18 protein-coding genes are annotated in these 19,320 nt (G+C 68.2%); 12 read left to right on the top strand and 6 right to left on the bottom strand.

The features are described 5' to 3' along the window. Positions 1-95 precede the first annotated feature (95 nt). From ABD810_RS36615 to ABD810_RS36580, 8 genes are all read left to right on the top strand, one after another. Positions 96-1,277, top strand: coding sequence for a glutamate--cysteine ligase (locus ABD810_RS36615; protein WP_344951920.1), 1,182 nt, complete (start codon positions 96-98; stop codon positions 1,275-1,277). Further along, positions 1,264-2,505 (top strand): amidohydrolase, encoded by a 1,242-nt coding sequence (locus ABD810_RS36610; RefSeq protein WP_344951917.1) that lies wholly within the window; start codon positions 1,264-1,266, stop codon positions 2,503-2,505. Before ABD810_RS36615 ends, ABD810_RS36610 begins: the two co-directional genes overlap by 14 nt. A 221-nt stretch (positions 2,506-2,726) precedes the next feature. Then, entirely contained in the window at positions 2,727-3,797 is a 1,071-nt protein-coding gene (locus ABD810_RS36605) for a BMP family lipoprotein (protein ID WP_344951914.1), read from the top strand. A 148-nt stretch (positions 3,798-3,945) separates the two neighbouring features. Further along, a complete protein-coding gene (locus tag ABD810_RS36600; protein WP_344952584.1) occupies positions 3,946-5,706 on the top strand; it encodes an ABC transporter ATP-binding protein in 1,761 nt (586 codons plus the stop codon). Continuing rightward, the gene (locus ABD810_RS36595; protein ID WP_344951911.1) at positions 5,703-6,845 is read left to right on the top strand and encodes an ABC transporter permease; all 1,143 of its coding nucleotides are present in this window, start codon (positions 5,703-5,705) and stop codon (positions 6,843-6,845) included. Before ABD810_RS36600 ends, ABD810_RS36595 begins: the two co-directional genes overlap by 4 nt. Beyond that, positions 6,842-8,110, top strand: a complete 1,269-nt coding sequence (locus tag ABD810_RS36590; protein WP_344951908.1) for an ABC transporter permease — start codon at positions 6,842-6,844, stop codon at positions 8,108-8,110. Before ABD810_RS36595 ends, ABD810_RS36590 begins: the two co-directional genes overlap by 4 nt. A gap of 28 nt (positions 8,111-8,138) precedes the next feature. After that, positions 8,139-8,558, top strand: a complete 420-nt coding sequence (locus ABD810_RS36585) for a cytidine deaminase (protein ID WP_344951905.1) — start codon at positions 8,139-8,141, stop codon at positions 8,556-8,558. A 48-nt stretch (positions 8,559-8,606) separates the two neighbouring features. After that, a complete protein-coding gene (locus ABD810_RS36580; protein ID WP_344951903.1) occupies positions 8,607-9,884 on the top strand; it encodes a thymidine phosphorylase in 1,278 nt (425 codons plus the stop codon). 86 nt (positions 9,885-9,970) lie between these two features. Here the strand turns inward: ABD810_RS36580 and ABD810_RS36575 are convergent, their stop codons facing one another. Next, entirely contained in the window at positions 9,971-10,342 is a 372-nt protein-coding gene (locus ABD810_RS36575; RefSeq protein ID WP_344951900.1) for a MarR family winged helix-turn-helix transcriptional regulator, read from the bottom strand. Positions 10,343-10,567: 225 nt separating this feature from the next. Between ABD810_RS36575 and ABD810_RS36570 the strand changes: the two genes are divergently transcribed. From ABD810_RS36570 to ABD810_RS36555, 4 genes are all read left to right on the top strand, one after another. Beyond that, entirely contained in the window at positions 10,568-11,206 is a 639-nt protein-coding gene (locus ABD810_RS36570) for an AMIN-like domain-containing (lipo)protein (protein ID WP_344951897.1), read from the top strand. A gap of 31 nt (positions 11,207-11,237) precedes the next feature. Further along, a complete protein-coding gene (locus ABD810_RS36565) occupies positions 11,238-11,591 on the top strand; it encodes a cupin domain-containing protein (RefSeq protein ID WP_344951895.1) in 354 nt (117 codons plus the stop codon). Between the two features lie 84 nt (positions 11,592-11,675). Continuing rightward, complete coding sequence (locus tag ABD810_RS36560) at positions 11,676-12,755, top strand: adenosine deaminase (RefSeq protein WP_344951893.1); 1,080 nt, start codon at positions 11,676-11,678, stop codon at positions 12,753-12,755. Positions 12,756-12,819: 64 nt separating this feature from the next. Next, positions 12,820-13,446 (top strand): hypothetical protein, encoded by a 627-nt coding sequence (locus ABD810_RS36555; RefSeq protein WP_344951890.1) that lies wholly within the window; start codon positions 12,820-12,822, stop codon positions 13,444-13,446. Positions 13,447-13,531: 85 nt separating this feature from the next. On the opposite strand, the gene ABD810_RS36550 is transcribed toward ABD810_RS36555, so the two are convergent. The 5 genes from ABD810_RS36550 to ABD810_RS36530 all read right to left on the bottom strand — a co-directional run bounded on the left by ABD810_RS36550 (position 13,532) and on the right by ABD810_RS36530 (position 18,567). Continuing rightward, positions 13,532-15,163, bottom strand: coding sequence for a phospho-sugar mutase (locus tag ABD810_RS36550; RefSeq protein WP_344951888.1), 1,632 nt, complete (start codon positions 15,161-15,163; stop codon positions 13,532-13,534). Between the two features lie 224 nt (positions 15,164-15,387). Next, positions 15,388-16,191 carry a purine-nucleoside phosphorylase gene (locus ABD810_RS36545; RefSeq protein WP_344952582.1) on the bottom strand — a complete coding sequence of 268 codons (804 nt, stop codon included), beginning with the start codon at positions 16,189-16,191 and terminating at the stop codon, positions 15,388-15,390. A 631-nt stretch (positions 16,192-16,822) separates the two neighbouring features. Next, positions 16,823-17,296: a hypothetical protein gene (locus tag ABD810_RS36540; RefSeq protein ID WP_344951885.1), complete on the bottom strand. Its 474-nt coding sequence runs from the start codon at positions 17,294-17,296 to the stop codon at positions 16,823-16,825. A 31-nt stretch (positions 17,297-17,327) separates the two neighbouring features. Beyond that, positions 17,328-17,861 (bottom strand): winged helix-turn-helix domain-containing protein, encoded by a 534-nt coding sequence (locus ABD810_RS36535; RefSeq protein WP_344951882.1) that lies wholly within the window; start codon positions 17,859-17,861, stop codon positions 17,328-17,330. A gap of 160 nt (positions 17,862-18,021) precedes the next feature. Continuing rightward, complete coding sequence (locus ABD810_RS36530; protein WP_344951879.1) at positions 18,022-18,567, bottom strand: hypothetical protein; 546 nt, start codon at positions 18,565-18,567, stop codon at positions 18,022-18,024. Positions 18,568-19,320: the final 753 nt, after the last annotated feature.

Here is a 19,320-nt window from a genome sequence, read left to right as displayed (position 1 = left end):
AAGTCCGTAAGTAGGGGCGGGCTGGGCGACCGTAGGGGGCGTTTTCGCTACCCGGTGGAAACCCGCCCTGAGACCATTGCTCATGGAGGCGTGCTGTGGCAATCGAGTTCAATCCTTCGCGCGGCCCGACACTGGGCGTCGAGTGGGAACTCCAGCTTGTCGACAGGCACACTCGCAGGCTACGGCAGGATGCGCGCCAGGTTCTGGAGGCCATTCCCGAGCTGAGCGAGATCCCTCGCCCCAAGGTCATGCACGAGCTCATGCAGTCCCAGCTCGAAGTGATCACCGATGTCTGCCACACCGCGTCGGAAGCCGTCCACGATCTGCGGACGACCATCGACCGCGTCCGCGAGGTGGTCCAGCAGCGCGGGATGGACCTCGCCTGCACGGGTACGCACGCCATCAGCGACTGGCGCGAGGCCGTCTACGCGCCGGTCCAGAGATACACCGAGCTTGTCGAAGAGATGCAGTGGCTGGCATGGCGTATCCAAACATTTGGCGTACATGTCCACGTCGGGGTGCGGGAAAGGGATAAAGTCATCCCCATCGTCAACGCACTTGCGGCCTACCTGCCGCATTTCCTGGCGCTGACGGCCTCCAGCCCGTACTGGGGCGGGCAAGACACCGGACTCGCCTCCAGTCGGGCCATCGTTTTTGGCGCACTGCCCACGGCGGGTCCGCCGCAGATGCTGGCGGACTGGGCCGGGTTCGAGGAGTACATGGACACCCTGAAGCGTGCGGGGACCATCAAAAGCATCAAAGAGGTGTGGTGGGACATCCGGCCACATCCTGACTTCGGCACGATTGAGATTCGAATGTTCGACGGTATACCGACCCTGAGAGAGGTCGGCATGGTGACGGCGTTCTCGCAGTGTCTGGTGCAGCAGTTCGACCAGCAGCTGGATCGCGGATATCGGCTGCCGCACCCGGCGCCGTGGGTCGTGCGCGACAACAAGTGGCGCGCCACCCGCTACGGGCTCGACGCGGACGTCATCACCGACGACCACGGTTCCACCGCGCCCATGCGCGACATGTTGTACGAGCTCACGCGGGAGCTGGCCCCGGTGGCCGAGAGGCTGGGCTGTTCCGACGAGCTGGCGACCATCGCCGACGTCGTGGAGCAGGGCAATTCCTGCGAGCGTCAGCGCGCGATCCTCGCTGGAGGCGGCACCCTTGACGACATCGTGGACGCGACGATCGTCGAGCTTGCGGAAGACCGCTTCGTCACCACCAATCTGAGAACGTCGAACGGGGCGATCGGTCATGCCGGCACGTGATCTACGGGGGGAACTCGACGCGTTCCTGAACGTTCACAACGAGTCCATCATCGGCTTCCGGCGCGACCTGCATGCCCATCCCGAGCTTGGATTCGTGGAGCACCGCACCACCGAGCGCATCGCCGCGCGGCTCGCCGAGGCCGGCCTCGCCCCCACCCCCCTGCCGCGTGGCACCGGTCTGATCTGCGACATCGGCAGCGGAGACGGCCCCACCGTCGCGCTGCGCGCCGACATCGACGCGCTGCCGCTCTCCGACGAGAAGGACGTCTCCTACCGCTCCACCATCCCCGGCGTGTGCCACGCCTGCGGCCACGACGTCCACACCGCGATCGTCCTCGGCACCGGGCTGTTCCTGGCCGAGCAGGCGGCGGCCGGCCTGCTCCCCGGGCGGGTCCGCCTGATCTTCCAGCCCGCCGAGGAGGTCATGCCCGGCGGGGCGCTGAGGGTGCTGGAGGCCGGTGGCATCAGCGGTGTCGACCGCATCTTCGGCCTGCACTGCGACCCCCGGGTCGACGTCGGCCGTCTCGGCCTGCGCGTCGGCCCGATCACCGGAGCCTGCGACAAGGTCAGCGTCCGCGTCGCCGGCCCAGGTGGTCACACCGCCCGCCCCCACCTGACCGCCGACCTCGTCTTCGCCCTGGCCAAGATCGTCACCGAGCTGCCCGCCGCGCTGAGCAGGCGTGTCGACCCCCGGTCGTCGCTGTCGCTGGTCTGGGGCCGGGTCCAGGCCGGTTCTGTCGCCAACGCCATCCCCGACGACGGCCTGGCCGAGGGCACGATCCGCTGCCTCGACGAGCAGGCGTGGCACGAGGCGCCCGACCTGTTCAAGTCGCTGCTCGACTCCGTCGCGATCGCGTACGGGGTGGAGGCCGAGATGAACTACGTCCGCGGCGTCCCACCCACCATCAACGAGGCGACCAGCGTGCAGATGCTGCGCGACGCGGCCGGCCAGGTGCTCGGGCCCGACGCCACCGTCCCGACCCCGCAGTCCCTGGGCGGGGAGGACTTCGGGTGGTATCTCGAGTCGGTCCCCGGGGCGTACGCCCGGCTCGGCGTGCGGTCGCCGGGGGAGAGCCGCCAGATCGACATCCACCAGGGCACCTTCGACGTCGACGAGCGCTGCATCGGCGTCGGAGTCAGCGTCATGGCGGCGACGGCGCTCACCGCGCTGTGGGAGGGCCGCCGCACCTCCGCCGACGAGGACGCCGTCCAGCCGGTGACCGCCTGAGGGCCTGAGGGTGAGACGGGGACGCCCGAAACGGCGTCCCCGTCGCCATGCTCCGCGGTTTCGCAGGTCACAGGGTGGCGTGAGCTGCATAACGGACCTGTTTCGGAGCCGGGTGCCGGTTTGGCCAACACCGGTCAAACAACTATCTTCCGTGCAGGGTTGCCGTGCGTTCCTTCGCGCGTGCACACGAGTTGGACGGCGAAGACACGGAAGGAGTCACCTTGCTGCGCAATCATGCAAGCAAGTTGGCCACCACGACCGCGGTAGGGGCCATGCTCATGGCCGCCGCGGCATGTGGAGGCGGCAGTAACTCGGGTACCGACACCGCGACGCCCGGCGCGTCGAGCGCGTCCTCGGCGGCGCCCGCCGGCGCCAAGGTGGGCCTCGCGTACGACATCGGCGGGCGCGGCGACCAGTCGTTCAACGACGCCGCGGCCGCGGGCCTGGAGAAGGCCAAGGCCGAGCTCGGCCTGGCCGACATCAAGGAGCTCGAGGCCGGTTCCAGCGAGACGGGCGCCCAGAAGGAGCAGCGGCTCCGCCTGCTCGCGCAGGGCGGCTACAACCCCGTCATCGCGGTGGGCTTCGCCTATTCCGAGGCGATCAAGAAGGTCGCGGCCGAGTTCCCCGACACCAAGTTCGCGATCGTCGATGACGCGGCCCAGGGCCCGAACATCTCCAACCTGGTCTTCGCAGAGAACGAGGGCTCGTTCCTGGTCGGAGCCGCGGCGGCGATGAAGACCAAGAAGGACCACATCGGCTTCGTCGGCGGCGTGCAGGTGCCGCTGATCAAGAAGTTCGAGCTGGGCTTCACCAAGGGCGCCCAGTCGGTCAAGCCGGACATCAAGATCGACGTGAAGTACCTCACCCAGCCGCCGGACTTCGGCGGCTTCAACGACCCGGCCAAGGGCAAGACCGCGGCCGAGGGCATGTACGACTCCGGTGCCGACATCGTCTACCAGGCGGCGGGCGGCTCGGGCGGCGGCGTCTTCGAGGCGGCCAAGGCGGCGAAGGCCCTGGCCATCGGCGTCGACTCCGACCAGGCCCTCACGGCCGACGAGAGCGTTCGCAGCGTCATCATGACCTCCATGCTCAAGAAGGTCGACGTCGCGGTGTTCGACTTCCTGAAGAGCTTCGCCGACGGCGCGGTCAAGGCCGGCCCGACGACCTACGACCTCAAGGCGGGTGGCGTCGACTTCTCCACCACCGGCGGCCAGGTCGACGACATCAAGAACAAGCTCGACGAGTACAAGCAGAAGATCGTCGACGGCGAGATCAAGGTTCCCGCCGAGTAGTTCGCTGATCCCAAGGGGCCCGGAGGCCATACCACCGGGCCCTTTGGATTACTGTCGGTTCACCGCTCGGCCTCCGAGGCCATCGGCATGGACAGTGCCGACCGCCACGCCCGCTAGGCGCATCCGTCCCGCCACCGAGGCCACCGCCATGGAGGAGGCCGCCATCAGCACTTCGACTTCTTCGGCTACCGCGACCGAGCTCGCCGTCGAGCTCCAGGGGATCACCAAGAGATTTCCCGGGGTCGTCGCCAACCGTGACATCCGGCTCAGCGTGAGAGGCGGGCACGTTCACGCCATCGTCGGCGAGAACGGCGCAGGCAAGTCCACGCTCATGAAGATCCTCTATGGCATGCAGCGGCCGGACGAGGGCGAGATCCGCGTCAATGGATCGCCGGTCGGCTTCCGTACGCCGGCCGACGCCATCGCCGCGGGGATCGGCATGGTCCACCAGCACTTCATGCTGGCGGACAACCTCACGGTCCTGGAGAACATCATCCTCGGCAGCGAGCCGCGCAGGCGCGGACTCGGCATCGACTTCGCCGAGGCACGCAGGAAGATCCAGGAGATCTCCGGAGCCTACGGCCTCGGGGTCAGCCCGGACACGCTCGTCGAGGACCTCGGAGTGGGCGCGCGGCAGCGTGTGGAGATCCTCAAGGTCCTCTACCGCGGCGCGCGCATCCTGATCCTGGACGAGCCGACCGCCGTGCTGGTGCCGCAAGAGGTCGAGGAGCTGTTCGGCAACCTCCGCCGCCTGGTCCGCCAGGGCCTCACCATCATCTTCATCTCACACAAGCTCGACGAGGTGCTGTCGGTGGCCGACGCGATCACGGTGATCCGGCGCGGCACCACCGTGGCGAGCGTCGACCCCAAGGACGTCACGGCCAGGCGGCTCGCCGAGCTGATGGTGGGCAGTGAGCTGCCCAGCCCCGAGACGAGGGAGTCCACGGTCACCGACCAGGTGGCGCTGTCCGTACGCGGCTTGACGGTGCGCGGCGGCGAGGGACGGGCGGTCGTGGAGGACGTCTCGTTCGACATCCACAAGGGCGAGGTGCTCGGCATCGCGGGTGTCGAGGGCAACGGCCAGGCCGAGCTCGTCGAGGCCATCATGGGCATGCGCCCGGCCGACGGCGTGATCACCCTGGGCGACGCGGACGTCTCCGCCTGGTCCACCCTGCGCAGGCGCGAAGGCGGCATCGGCTACATCCCCGAGGACCGGCAGCGGCACGGCCTGCTGCTGGAGGCCCCGCTCTGGGAGAACCGCATCCTCGGCCACCAGACGCGCAAGCCCAACGTCCGGGGGCCGTGGATCGACCGGGCCGGCGCCCGTGCCGACACCCAGCGGATCGTCAGGGAGTACGACGTCCGCACCCCGGGCATCGACGTGGACGCCGCCGCCCTGTCCGGCGGCAACCAGCAGAAGCTGATCGTCGGCCGGGAGATGAGCGGCGATCCCGTCGTGCTCATCGCCTCCCACCCGACGCGCGGTGTCGACGTGGGCGCCCAGGCCGCCATCTGGGACCACCTGCGGGCCGCGCGCGCCGCGGGGCTGGCCGTGCTGCTGATCTCTGCGGACCTGGACGAGCTGATCGGCCTGTCCGACTCGCTGAAGGTCATCCTGCGCGGCCGCATCGTGGCCGACGTCGACCCGGGCGACGTGACCCCCGAGCGGCTCGGATCCGCCATGACCGGCGCCACGGACGGCGCGTACAGCACGGCTCCCGGAGCGACCGGTGCCGGGGGCGGCGCGTCCGCGCACCCTGAGGTGACCGGTGCCGGGGGCGGCGCGTCCGCGCAGCCCGAGGTGACCGACGACCGGGACGGTCCGTCCCCTGAGCGACGCGGCTCGGCGGTGACCGACGCCCCTGACCACCGCGGCTCGGCGGCGACCGACGCCGGGGAGGAAGCATGACCTCGTCCTTCTCCGACCGGCTGCTCGGCAGGGTGAGACTCGGAGGTCTGCTGGCGCTCGCCGCCCCGCTGCTGGCCATCGTCTTCGCCGCCATCGTGACCGCGATCATCCTGCAGCTCACCGGCAGCGCACCCCTGCACACGATGAACCTGCTGGTCGACTACGGCTCCCAGCCGCGGACGATCGTGATGATCATCAACCTCGCCACGACGTACTACATCTCCGCGCTGGCCGTCGCGATCGGCTTCCGGATGAACCTCTTCAACATCGGCGTCGACGGCCAGTACCGCCTGGCCGCCTTGATCGCGGCCGCGGTCGGCGGCGCGCTGGTGCTTCCCGGGCCGCTGCACGTCCTGGTCACGGTCCTGGTGGCGGTGGCCGTCGGCGGCCTCTGGGCGTCCCTGGCAGGACTGCTCAGGGTCACCCGGGGCGTCAGCGAGGTCATCTCCACGATCATGCTGAACGCCATCGCGACCGGGCTCGGGGCCTGGCTGCTCACCACCGACCGCCTCGCCGTCGCGGTGTCGGGCAGCAACAACATCGGCACCAAGCCGATCCCGCCGTCCGGCCAGTTCCCCGGCCTCGCGCTCATCCCCGGCACGCAGGCCAAGGTCTTCGGGTTCGTCATCGTCGCGGCCCTGCTGGGCGTCGCGTACCACGTGCTGTTCAACTGGACGCGTTTCGGCTTCGACATGCGGGCCACCGGCAGGTCCGAGTCGGCCGCGGTCGCCAGCGGGGTCAACGTCAAGAAGATGGTCCTGCTGACGATGATCATCTCGGGTGCGGCCGCCGGGCTGGTCGGCATGCCGCAGTTGCTGGGCGCGTCGTACTCCTACAGCCTGGACTTCCCCACCGGCCTCGGCTTCACCGGCATCGCGATCGCCCTGCTCGGCCGCAACAACCCGGTCGGCATCGCGATCGGCGCGCTGCTGTGGAGCTACCTCGACAACTCCTCGGACATCCTCGACCTCGAAGGCATCCCCAAGGAGATCGTGATCATCATGCAGGGCACCATCGTGCTCTCGGTCATCGTCGCCTACGAACTGGTCCACCGGTACCGCATCGCGGCCGAACAGCGCCGGGTGAGCCGGCAGCTGTCCCCGGGTGACCCCGCTCCCAAGGAAGGAGCGGCCGTATGACGCTCACCGAGGTCTCCGCGGCGCCTCCCGCGACGCCCCAGGTCCGCCGCTTCCGGCTGAGCTGGCAGGTGCTCCTGCTGGGCGTCCTCGCCCTGATCTTCATGATGTCCGTCGCCCGGACGGTGACCGGAGCGAACGACATCACCTCCGGCGGCACCATCGGCGCGGCGATCGGCCTGGCGGTGCCCATCGGCCTCGCCGCGCTCGGCGGCCTGTGGTCCGAGCGGTCCGGCGTGGTCAACATCGGCCTCGAGGGCATGATGATCCTCGGCACCTGGGCCGGAGCCTGGGGGGCCATCGCCTTCGCCAACCCCTGGGCCGGCGTGATCGCGGGAGCGATCGGCGGCGCGCTGGGCGGGCTGCTGCACGCGCTGGTGACGGTCACCTTCGGCGTCGACCACATCATCTCCGGCGTCGCCATCAACATCCTCGGCCTGGGCGCCACCCAGTACCTCTCCAAGCTGGTCTTCACCGGGATGAAGGGCGGCGGCGAGACCCAGTCGCCGCGCATCCCGCCGGTCACGGACGTCAGCATCCCCGGCATCGGCGGGTCCCTGCAGGACCTGGAGGACACCCACGTGTTCTTCCTGTCCGACCTGGCCGGCGTGCTCCGCGGCGTGACGCAGCACGTCTCGCTGTTCACCATCGTGGCGATCCTGCTGGTGCCGCTGAGCTTCTACGTCCTCTGGCGTACGGCGTTCGGGCTGCGGCTGCGCTCGTGCGGTGAGCGCCCGGTGGCGGCCGAGTCGCTCGGCGTCAACGTGTACTTCTACAAGTACGTCGCGGTGGTCATCTCCGGTGCGCTCGCCGGGCTCGGTGGCGCCTTCCTGTCGATCGTGGCGTCCGGGATCTACCGCGAGGGCCAGACGGGCGGGCGTGGCTTCATCGGCCTGGCCGCCATGATCTTCGGCAATTGGCGGCCCGGCGGCCTCGCGGGCGGCGCGCTGCTCTTCGGGTACACCGACGCGCTCCAGCTCCGCCAGGGCGGGACGTCGGTCCATGCGCTGCTTCTCGTCGTGGCGATCCTCCTGGCCGCCGTCGCGGTCTACCAGCTCGTCAGGCTGCAGAAGAACCGTGCCGCGCTCATCAGCGGCGTCTTCGCGATCGCGGTGTTCGCGGTGTTCGCGGTGACCGACACCGTCCCCGAGCAGTTCACCTCGTTCACGCCTCACCTGACCACGCTGCTGGTGCTGTCGCTGGCCTCCCAGAGGCTGCGCATGCCGGCCGCCGACGGGCTTCCGTACCGTAAGGGACAGGCGAAGTGACGAACGACCACCAAGGGGGACAGAGCACGTGAACGACCTCAACCGGGATGCCGACGACATCGACTGGGAGGTGCTGCGCGAGCACGCCGTCGAGGCGATGGCCCACGCGTACGCTCCCTACTCGAAGTTCCCCGTCGGGGCCGCCGCGCTGGTCGACGACGGCCGCGTCGTGACCGGATGCAACGTGGAGAACGCCTCGTACGGTGTCGGGCTGTGCGCGGAGTGCGGGCTGGTCTCAGCGCTCCACGCGTCGGGCGGCGGCAGGCTCGTGGCGTTCACCTGCGTTGACGGCCACGGCGAGCCGCTGATGCCCTGTGGGCGCTGCCGGCAGCTCCTCTTCGAGCACGGCGGCCCGGACCTGATGGTGGAGACTCCGGAGGGTCCGTGGCCGATGGCCCGTTTCCTGCCCTTCGCCTTCGGTCCCGACGACCTCTCTCGTGGCGCCTGACCGGCCTCACCTGCCCATCTGACGATCATTTCGGGGAGCCTGAACTTCATGGACGCGATCGATGTCATCGTCACCAAACGGGAGGGCCGCGAGCTCTCCGCCGGGCAGATCGCCTGGGTGGTCGACGCCTACACGCGCGGAGAGGTCGCCGACGAGCAGATGTCCGCCCTCGCCATGGCGATCCTGCTCAAGGGGATGAGCCGCGGAGAGATCGGCCAGTGGACCGAGGCGATGATCCGCTCCGGCTCCCGCATGGACTGGTCGGTGCTGGACGGCGTGACCACCGACAAGCACTCGACGGGCGGCGTGGGCGACAAGATCACGCTGCCGCTGGCCCCGCTGGTGGCCGCGTGCGGGGCCTACGTTCCGCAGCTGTCCGGACGGGGTCTCGGCCACACCGGGGGCACGCTGGACAAGCTGGAGTCCATCCCGGGCTGGCGGGCGTCGCTGTCGAACGACGAGATGCTCGGGGTCCTGCGTGAGGCTGGGGCGGTCGTGTGCGCGGCCGGTGACGGGCTCGCGCCCGCCGACAAGAAGCTGTACGCGCTGCGCGACGTCACCGGCACGGTGGAGTCGATCCCGCTGATCGCCTCGTCCATCATGTCGAAGAAGATCGCCGAGGGCACGGGCGCGCTGGTGCTCGACGTCAAGGTGGGCTCGGGCGCGTTCATGAAGAGCGTCGAGACGGCCCGTGAGCTGGCCCGTACGATGGTCGACCTCGGCACCGACCACGGGGTCACGACCGTCGCGCTGCTGACGGCCATGGACCGGCCGCTGGGTCTCGCCGTCGGCAACGCCCTGGAGGTCCAGGAGTCGGTGGAGGTGCTGGCCGGGGGCGGGCCGTCCGACGTGGTGGAGCTCACCGTACGGCTCGCGCGCGAGATGCTGGCCGCGGCCGGTGTCTCCGGCAAGGACCCCGAGACCGCGCTCAAGGACGGGTCGGCCATGGACGCCTGGCGGCGCATGATCACCGCTCAGGGCGGCGACCCGGACGCCGCGCTGCCGAAGGCGGCCGAGAGCATCCAGGTCGCGGCGCCCGGGTCGGGAGTGCTGTCCAGGCTGGACGCCTACGGGGTCGGGCTCGCGGCCTGGCGCCTGGGCGCCGGGCGGGCGCGCAAGGAGGACTCGGTGTCCTTCGGGGCGGGCATCACGCTGCACGCCAAGCCCGGCGACACTGTCCAGGAGGGCCGGCCCCTCATGACCCTGCACGCCGACGACGACGTGCGCTTCGACCGGGCCCTGGAAGCGCTGGAAGGGGCCTACGAGGTCGGGGAGACCACCGGCCCGGACCTGCTTCCCCTGGTGATCGACAGGATCACCGCCTGACCGGGGTCACGTCGAGTGGGTACGGCCGGTGATCCCTCTTCAAGCGGCTCGGGGGCGGCCGGAGCCCGGTGGCCGGGCGCTGCCGCTCAGTCGTTCAGGGACGCGCCCAACACGGCTCGGTGGGTGGGGAGCGCCTGGCGGTGGCGGTCGATGCCGGCCTCGGTGATCTGGACGAAGACGCCGCGCCGGTCTTCCTGGCACATGTTGCGGCAGACCAGCCCGGCCTTCTCGAGGCGTGATACGAGACGCGACAGCGCGCTCTGGCTCAGATGGACCTCGTCCGCGAGCTCCTGAACGCGGTACTTGCCGTGCTCGGACTCGGCCATGCGGTCGAGGACCTCGAAATCGCTCACGCCCAGCCCGTGCTTCTCGCCCAGCTCGCGCTCGAGGACGCACCAGGTGGTGGCATGCCGGGCCAGCAGCTCGCGCCACGAACCCACGACATCGTGGTCGTTCATGACCGCACTATAGCATGCACGTTCATTAGATGCACACGCATTATTTGCTTGTGCATCGAATGCGTGGCTCCCTCGAACGAGCCCTCCGGCGCCTGCGATCGCCGGAGGGCTCGCCGTTTCAAGGGAGCACATCGGACACATTTTCGGGATACCGAGTTTCCCCGCGAACAGGTGAGGCATTGTCGCCATCAAAGGAGTAGACGAAACCAGCGGAGGTGCCGAGCCATGAAGAGGATCGCCGTCGCACTCGTGCCCCTCGCGCTCCTCGTGGCCTGCGGCACGACCCCGGGTGCTCCGTCCGAGGTGACGGTCACTCCCGCCAGCCCGATCGTCTCCCTTTCGCCGTCCGCTTCCGACCAGACGTCCTCCCCGCCGACGCCGACCACCGGGCCCGCGACGCTCACGCCGTCGGCCGGCCCTTCCGAGCCGGCGCCGCCCACGGCCACCAAGCCGGTCGAGGTGAAACGCACCCCCGCCGAGCCGCCCGTCGTCAAGGGCGCGCGGTTCGCTGGCCACAAGGGGTTCGACCGGGTGGTCATCGACCTCCAGGGCGACCGGACGGGCTACAAGGTCGACTGGGTGAAACAGCTCGTCCAGGACGGCTCGGGAGACCCCATCGACATCAAGGGCGGGGCCTACCTCCAGGTCGTGCTGACCCCCGCCACCGCCCACACCGAGGACGGCAAGCCCACCTGGGGGAGGACCCCCGTGCTGGAGCCCGACCTCACCAACGTGCGGAACGTCGTGCAGGCCGGTGACTTCGAGGGCGTCGTGACCATCGCCATCGTCCTGCGCCACCGCGCCGGCTTCCGGGTCATCGACCAGTCGAACCCATCACGCCTGGTCATCGATGTCGCTCACTAGCCCGGCGACGATGGCTCACTAGACTGGCCGGGTGGTACGCAAAATAGCGGGCGCGACCCGCATCCCGGTGCCAGGCGGCAAGATCATCGATGAGTATGTCGGCCGCGTCAACAGTGGGGACGACCAGGTGTCGATCGCCCACATGGTCGCTCCGGCCGGCTGGGAGGAGCCGGCCCAGACTCCCGAGTTCACCGAATACACCCTGGTGCTGCACGGCACCGTCGTCGTCGAGCACGACGAGGGCGTGACCGAGGCCTCCGAAGGCGAGGCGTTCGTCAGCCTCCCCGGCGAGAAGATCCGCTACACCGTGGGCCCCGAGGGCGCGGAGTACATCGCCGTGTGCCTGCCCGCCTTCTCACCCGACACCGTGAACCGCGACGAATGACCGTGGTGTCCTCCTGTGGCCGATGACGGGGGTTCCTGCGATCCGTGGGCCATCATGGGCGCAAAGACTCCTTAGGATGTTTCGATGACTCAGCAGCCCACTTTTGACGAGATCCGCAAGGCGCCCAAGGTCCTCCTCCACGACCATCTCGACGGTGGCCTGCGACCACAGACGATCATCGACCTGGCCCGAGAGACCGGCTACGACCGGCTTCCCACGACCGACGCGGACGAACTGCGCACCTGGTTCCGCGAGGCGTCCGACTCCGGGTCGCTGGAGCGCTACCTGGAGACCTTCGACCACACCGTCGGCGTCATGCAGACCCGGGAGGCCCTGAGGCGGGTCGCCGCCGAGTGCGCCGAGGACCTGGCGAACGACGGCGTCGTCTACGCCGAGGTCAGGTACGCCCCCGAGTTGCACACCTCCGGCGGGCTCAGCCTCGACGAGGTGGTCGAGGCCGTCCTTGAGGGCTTCAAGGCGGGCTCCGAGGGCCGGAACATCCGCGTCGGGGCGCTGCTCACCGCGATGCGCCATCAGGCGCGTTCCATGGAGATCGCCGAGCTTGCCGTGCGCTACCGCGACGTCGGCGTGGCCGGGTTCGACATCGCCGGCGCCGAGGCGGGTTACCCGCCCACCCGGCACCTGGACGCCTTCGAATACCTGCAGCGGGAGAACTCCCACTTCACGATCCACGCGGGCGAGGGCTTCGGACTGCCGTCGATCTGGCAGGCCATCCAGTGGTGCGGCGCCGACCGGCTCGGCCACGGCGTGCGCATCATCGACGACATCCAGGTCGCCTCGGACGGCACCGCCAAGCTGGGGCGACTCGCCGCGTACGTCCGCGACATGCGCATCCCGCTGGAGATGTGCCCGACGTCCAACCTCCAGACCGGCGCGGCCTCGTCGCTCGCCGAGCATCCCATCGGCCTGCTCCGCCGCCTCTACTTCCGCGTGACCGTCAACACCGACAACAGGTTGATGAGCGACACCAGCGTGTCCCAGGAGTTCGCCAACCTCGTCGAAACCTTCGGCTACGGGTGGGACGATCTGCAGTGGTTCACGGTCAACGCCATGAAGTCGGCGTTCATCCCGTTCGACGAGCGGCTGGCACTGATCAACGGCGTCATCAAGCCCGGTTTCGCCCAGCTTAAGTGGCAGGCTTGAGCACTGTGCCGGAGGCGTTAACGTGGTGACCGCCTGCTGAACGGAGAGGTACGGTGAGCTAGCGGTGAAGCCACAAGTCTTCCGGTCCACGATGGCCTGGGTCCTCGGCTGGGTGTGGATGGCGTTCGCCGCGTTCAACGCCGTCGATCTGATCGCCAACGGCACCATCCCATCCGCTCTCGTCGCCGGCGCGGTGCTCGCCGTGCTGACCGCCACGGTGTTCGTCGGCTGCCTGCGGCCGGGCATCCTGCCCCAGGAGAACGGCATCCTGGTACGCAACCCGCTGCGCAACGTCTTCATCCCGTGGAAGGCGGTCGACGGCATCCACGTCTCACACTCGATCATCATCGAGTCGGGCGACGACAGCGTGCGGTGCTGGTCGCCCCAGTCCTCGGCGCGCGAGCGGGCCAAGGCCGCGCGGCGCGGGGCTGCCGGCGTTCCCGTCGGGTCAGGCCGTGGCCGCTACCCGAGCACCCAGCCGCAGGTGTCCAAGGCGGAGCAGGCGGCGGCGCAGGCCATGGCCGGTCGCACCCACGCCGACTGGGTAGCTCAGCAGCTCACCGAGACGGCGGAGAAGAAGTCCCGCGCCGAAGGCGAGAAGCAGCCCCTGACCACGACCTGGTCCCCCTCCGCCCTGGGCGCCATCGCCGCCGCCCTCATCCTGCTCATCGCCGCCCTCATCCTGTCGTAACAAGCCAGGCCGCTGCGATCGAGTGAGCACCCACTCGGCACCCCTTTGATCGCGGCACCCGGGTGCTTCCCACTCTCTAGGCGGATCAGAGACCCAAGGTCATGGAGAGGTCGGACTTGAGGGAGCTCAGGTCGTGTACGGCCTGGGCTCTGGCGGTGGAGGTGTCGGTGGTGACCGGGATGACCACCTCCAGGTAGCACTTCAGCTTGGGCTCCGTGCCTGAGGGGCGGATGATCACGCGGGCGTCGCCGTCGAGGCGGTAGCGGAGCCCGTCCGTGGGCGGGAGGCCGTCGGCGCCCATGCTGAGATCGTCCGTCGACAGGACGGTCCGGCCGCCGAGCGTCCGGGGAGGGTCGGAGCGCAGCCGTTCCATGGCGTCCACGATGAGCGACAGGTCCGCCACCCGGAAGGAGAGCTGCGCCGTCGCGTGCAGGCCGTACTTCCCGGCCTGGTAGTCGAGCAGATCCAGGAGGGTCCTGCCCTCGCGCTTGGCCTGGGCCGCCATGCCGGCGACGGTCAGCGCGGCGCCGATGCCGTCCTTGTCGCGTACGGGCAAGCCCTGGTCGGAACCGATGCTGTAGCCGAGAGCCTCCTCGTACCCGTAGACGAGCCCGTCCCCGGCTTTCACGATCCACTTGAAGCCCGTCAGCGTCTCGGCGTGCCGGACCCCGTACGCCCTCGCGATCTTGCCGAGCAGCGAGGACGACACGATGGAGGCCGCCACCAGCCGGTCCGGGCTGGAGGTGTGGTTGATGATGTACTCGCCCAGCAGGCCGCCGACCTCGTCACCGGTCAGCATGCGGAAGCCGCCGTCCGGGATGGGCACGCCCACGGCGCAGCGGTCGGCGTCCGGATCGTTGGCGATCACCAGGTCCGCGCCGACCTTCTCGGCCATCTGCAGCGCGAGGTCCATCGCGCCCGGCTCCTCCGGGTTGGGGAACGCGACGGTCGGGAAATCGGGGTCCGGCTCGAACTGCGCCTCGGCCACGGACGGGCTCTCGAACCCGGCGGTGGTGAAGGCGCGCAGCAGCACCTCGCCGCCGACGCCGTGCATCGGCGTGTAAACGACGCGCAGGTCACGGGCATCGCCCAAGGGCAGCGCGCTGACCGCGGCCAGGTACGGCTCGACGATCGCCGCGTCGCTCAGCGTCTCCCACTCGTCCCCGAGCGGGAGCCCGTCCACCCGGCCCACGGCGTCGATGGCCGCCGAGATCTCCTCGTCGAGCGGCGGCACGATCTGGGCGCCGTCGCCCCAGTAGACCTTGTAGCCGTTGTCCCGGGGCGGGTTGTGCGACGCGGTCACCATGACACCCGCGTCGGCGTCCAGGTGCCGCACGGCGAAGGCCAGCACCGGGGTGGGCCAGTGATGGGCCATCAACGAGACCCGCAGCCCGGCACCGTTGAGCACCGCCGCCGAGTCGCGGGCGAAGACGTCGGAATTGTGCCGGGCGTCGTACCCGATGACGACGTGCTTGCCCGCTCCCAGCCGCCTGGCGAGCCCCGCCGCCGCACGCATGACCGTCACCCGGTTCATGCGGTTCGGCCCAGCTCCGAGCTCGCCCCGCAGGCCCGCCGTACCGAACTCCAGCTTGGCCCCGAAACGATCCTGAAGCTCGGCGGCGTCACCGCTGTCGAGGATCTCCTGGAGCTCGGCTCGCGTCTCAGGGTCGGGGTCCTGCGCCAGCCACTCCTCAGCCCGCCGCACGAGATCAGACATCACAGCCCTTTGGCTCGCATTTCAATGAGTCATCCTGTACCCGCCGTCCGGGCTCGGCCACCGTTAGGCGCTACACGAGCGTCGGCTCGCCTGCGCCGTAAGAGCAGGTGCCACGGCTCTTCAGCCCGTCGCCGAGCACCGGTAGGACATTCGGCCGTCACGACGTCAGAGCTTCCGTCACGACGTCAGAGCTTCCGCCACGACGTCGTGCTTCCGTCACGGCGTCAGAGCTTGTTGACGACCTTGGCCAGCAGGACGCCCATCCTGGCCGCCGTCGCCCTGCCGACCTCGAGGACCTCCGCGTGGTTCAGCGGCTCGCCGACCAGTCCCGCACCCGGGTTGGTCACCAGCGAGATGCCCAGAACCTCGGCTCCGCCCTGACGTGCTGCGATGGCCTCCAGCACGGTGGACATGCCGACCAGGTCGCCGCCAAGAGTACGAAGCATGCGGATTTCGGCCGGGGTCTCGTACGTCGGACCCCGGAAGGCCACGTACACGCCCTCCGCCAGCGACGAGTCCACTTCACGGGCCAGCTCGCGAAGCCGCCTGGAGTAGACCTCGGTCAGATCGATGAAGGTCGCCCCGGTGATCGGGTTGGCCCCCGTCAGGTTGATGTGATCGCTGATCAGCACGGGCTCACCGACGCTCTGCACCTCGGGCCGCAGGCCCCCGGCGGCGTTGGTGAGCACCACCGTGCCGGCACCCGCCGCGACGGCGGTACGCACACCGTGCACGACCGGCTCCACGCCCCGGCCCTCGTAGAGGTGTGTGCGTCCCATCAGGATGAGCGCCTTCTTACCGGACTCGGTCTCGACGGCTCGGATCTTGCCGGAGTGACCCGCCACGGCCGGCGCCGCGAAGCCCGGCAACTCGGTCACCGCATGCTCGGAGATCGTCGTCCCAATGGCGTCAGCGGCCGGAACCCACCCCGACCCCATCACCAGAGCCACGTCGAACGAGTCGACACCGGTAAGATCCTTCAGCGCGCCTGCGGCTTCCGCGGCGAGTTCATATGCGTCTTTGCCCACGTGCACCGAGGCTACCGCTCGAACGTGACAATCTGTACACAGCCGGACGTCCTACATGCCCGTGGTTGCCGGCTCACCACCGGCACCCTCACCAGTCGTGCCATCGCCACCCTGCCCTCGCCGATTCACGGTCGCTAGGCCGAGCAGGATCGCCAGGAACTTCCCGCGCGGGCAAAGATGACATATTAAACGTTTTCAACCGGTCCTCGCAGGTCGGAGGCCATGTCGTCGAGCCGCTACCTGGTCGCGACGTCGCGGGCAACCCTGACCCCGAGTTCGGGTCGGCTTCCATCGCCCCTGCTCGCCAGGGCGCATCACCTAGGTTGAAAAGGTTCAGTGTGCTGGTTCAGGACATAGGAAACCCATGTCTCAAGACATAGGAAACCTCGGCGGCCGACAGCCGGCCTGTGTCCAAGGCCAGACTCATCATCACCGCGGTCGTTGTCGAAGGACGTTCGCAGGAACAGGTTGAATCGCCCCGGTTTTGATGGAGACCTCAGCGGTTGATTGCTAGGGCTTCGTTGGGGTGATGCTGAGCAGAATTCTCACCCGGCCCATTCTTTCAGATGATGACGGCGCGGGCGGTGAGGAAGTGATCGGCCAGTGCTGAATCACCCGACCACGTCGTCCGCTAGTTGTCCGTCTCGGATGGCTGCTTTGGTGCCGGACCGGAACTTGTGCGCAAGGCCTCCAATTGTCGCCATACTTCATATCCGTGTTCTGGTTCGGCCATCGGGTTCGTACTGGTGTTGAATGCGTCGACAGGAGTGAGCGTCGAATCGCCTGCGCCATGCGATGCGACATATAGGCCTTGCGACCACTCGAAGCGTTCAAGTTGATTGATGGGTATACGGATCGTCTTGAATCCGTTCACGACTACGATTTGATCGGGTGCGAAAGTGATGCCAACCATAGCGTTTCGGATTGCGAGCACAGCACCTACTGCAACCCCAAGGGCCATCACACCAAGAAGCTGCAGGCCACGTAGTGCGAGTGGTAATCCGCCGGCTACGGCCGCAGCAGCAGCCATGCCCACCACGGGCGCAATACAAGTGATCAAACGCCGTCCCAAGCGCGGACGAAAGGTGACAGCAGCGTTGCTCATGAAGTGAGCTTCCTCTCTTTGAACGTGTAGTTCAATACCGTCGAGGGATCGGCCGTAGAGACGGTCGCTGATATTCCAGAAACTGCGGCGGCGCCTGGCGAAGTCGTTCGACCAGCTTATCGGCGAGTGCCGTGCGGGCTTCGGCGATGAGCTGCGGGATCAACTCCAGCGGGGGCGCATCCGCCGTGGACAGGTCCTGCTCGCCCGCCGGCTTGTCGGGCTTACGGCGCCGAGTGCGGAACTCCTGGTATTCCGCGAACTGGCTCAATACCTTCATGTCCACCCGATCCCGGTTCTCTGCCAAGAGCTTCTGACCTCGGGCGGTGATCCGAGTGGCACCCCGGCGGGGTCGCTCCAGCAATCCGGCCTGCGCCATGTCGGTGATGGACCAGGCGACCCGGTTGTTGAAGAGCTTCTGTCCGCCTGAGGGCGGCATCTCCATACGCGCACTCAGCTCGAAGTGATCAGCCATCGACGCGACGACCACCGCAGAATCGTGATCGATACCGTCGGCATGCAATTCCAGAACGGGCCGCATCAGAGTCTGAAAGTCGGGGATCGGCACGGAACTCCTCTTGTCACCACCGGGCAGGGCAGCCATGATCGACCGATGGGTCGGGAACCTCGATCAGGCAGGCTGTTCCCCTATCTTCAGACCTCTGACGGTAGAGTGGGCGGAGGTTGTCGCAATCGTCACCTGTGATCCAACAAGGCGCGGGGGGAGGTCACCGCGAGGAACGACCCGATGGTGCATGGCAGCGAGGCCACCGCGCTGAGGCTCGAAGCGCTGTGCGGTTCGCCGATGCCATCCGCTCGGTGTAGGTCGCTACTCCGCGGGCTTCGGCCCGCATGCCGCGGGTGAGGTCGTCGTCTTCTAGGGGTGTGGTCAGTCCGGAGCGCCGATGACGGGACGCGCGGTCGGCGGAAACGGGCACAGTGCGCAGTTGCGAGGCGGGAGCGGAGCGCAGCGCCAGATAGGCGAGCATCTGGGTGCGGGCCGCGCCGATGAGCGCGTCGTCGCTGTCATCGAGACGGTCTTCGAGGTTGCCCGGCCCGACCGCTGACTCGTGGTCGATGCCGATTTCGGCTGGCATGAGCGGTGACTGCCCGAGGTACAGGTCGTGGTCGACGGTGAGGAAGAGGTCGTCTCCGGGCCGTACGGACGCTCCCACCAGGACGGTGCGGTGGGCGTACGAGCCGTGTTTCTTAAATTTCTCTTCGAGGAGCAAGCGGTTGACAATTGGTTTGGTGAGTTGAAGGGAGACCCTCATGCTGTCGAATCAGTTGTGAATCACGTGCACTTGTGGGACGTTATCGCACCGCGATCGCGTGCCGAGTATCAAGTCCTGTCCGAGCTCGCGATACGGATAGGCGAGATGTGGAGCGCCGCACTGGAGAGGGCATTTCCGGCCAGGAGATTCCTTGTCACCGTGACTGATGAAGCTACCGATTACGGCCCGACAGTCTCTTTCCGTTCGGTTTAGCGAGGTGCGATGTCGTTCAGACGCATCAGCCGGGTCACGCGTTCGCCATTGACGGTGTTCCCGAACCGCGTAGCTCCGCATGCAACTCCGGCCCAAGCTGCTCATGGTCGACAGCGGCGATCAGCGATGATGGCGCGACGGGCAAGGTTTCCTCTTTGGATCAAGCGGCTTCAGAGACCACTGATCTTCGGGAACCATGCCTTTCTGTCTTCAGCGGCTTGGCTTTCCTTACCTGCGGCGCGTCACGTCTGCGAACGTACCCCATCGAGACATCAACTCGCCGGGGCCCTGGGCTAGGGGTCGGGTTCGGAGCAGCACAGTTGGGCGGCGGTGAGCGGTATGGGTCGCGATGGGGGTGGACGTGGGTCCTTCGATTTCTCGGTCGTCGTCGAGGGCCAGTGCCGACGTCGTGCCCGGCGGTCGGCTGACCGCCTTTCTAGCTGTTAAGGCGTAGCAACGCACAAAGCTAGTCAGAACACCTGTGTCAACGGACACGCCGATCTCCTGATGGGCGGCCAGATTTCTCCAGGCTGATGGCCA

The organism is Sphaerisporangium flaviroseum, assembly GCF_039537005.1.
GTDB classification, from domain to species: domain Bacteria; phylum Actinomycetota; class Actinomycetes; order Streptosporangiales; family Streptosporangiaceae; genus Sphaerisporangium; species Sphaerisporangium flaviroseum.
This window is presented reverse-complemented; position numbering and strand designations above follow the sequence as displayed.

Excerpts from the sequence above, each read along its gene's own strand:
- ABD810_RS36550 (WP_344951888.1), bottom strand. The coding sequence starts at position 15,163 with ATGTCTGATCTCGTGCGGCGGGCTGAGGAGTGGCTGGCGCAGGACCCC.
- ABD810_RS36570 (WP_344951897.1), top strand. The coding sequence starts at position 10,568 with ATGAAGAGGATCGCCGTCGCACTCGTGCCCCTCGCGCTCCTCGTGGCC.
- ABD810_RS36600 (WP_344952584.1), top strand. The coding sequence starts at position 3,946 with ATGGAGGAGGCCGCCATCAGCACTTCGACTTCTTCGGCTACCGCGACC.
- ABD810_RS36580 (WP_344951903.1), top strand. The coding sequence starts at position 8,607 with ATGGACGCGATCGATGTCATCGTCACCAAACGGGAGGGCCGCGAGCTC.
- ABD810_RS36540 (WP_344951885.1), bottom strand. The coding sequence starts at position 17,296 with ATGAGCAACGCTGCTGTCACCTTTCGTCCGCGCTTGGGACGGCGTTTG.
- ABD810_RS36575 (WP_344951900.1), bottom strand. The coding sequence starts at position 10,342 with ATGAACGACCACGATGTCGTGGGTTCGTGGCGCGAGCTGCTGGCCCGG.
- ABD810_RS36560 (WP_344951893.1), top strand. The coding sequence starts at position 11,676 with ATGACTCAGCAGCCCACTTTTGACGAGATCCGCAAGGCGCCCAAGGTC.
- ABD810_RS36595 (WP_344951911.1), top strand. The coding sequence starts at position 5,703 with ATGACCTCGTCCTTCTCCGACCGGCTGCTCGGCAGGGTGAGACTCGGA.
- ABD810_RS36590 (WP_344951908.1), top strand. The coding sequence starts at position 6,842 with ATGACGCTCACCGAGGTCTCCGCGGCGCCTCCCGCGACGCCCCAGGTC.
- ABD810_RS36610 (WP_344951917.1), top strand. The coding sequence starts at position 1,264 with ATGCCGGCACGTGATCTACGGGGGGAACTCGACGCGTTCCTGAACGTT.
- ABD810_RS36530 (WP_344951879.1), bottom strand. The coding sequence starts at position 18,567 with ATGAGGGTCTCCCTTCAACTCACCAAACCAATTGTCAACCGCTTGCTC.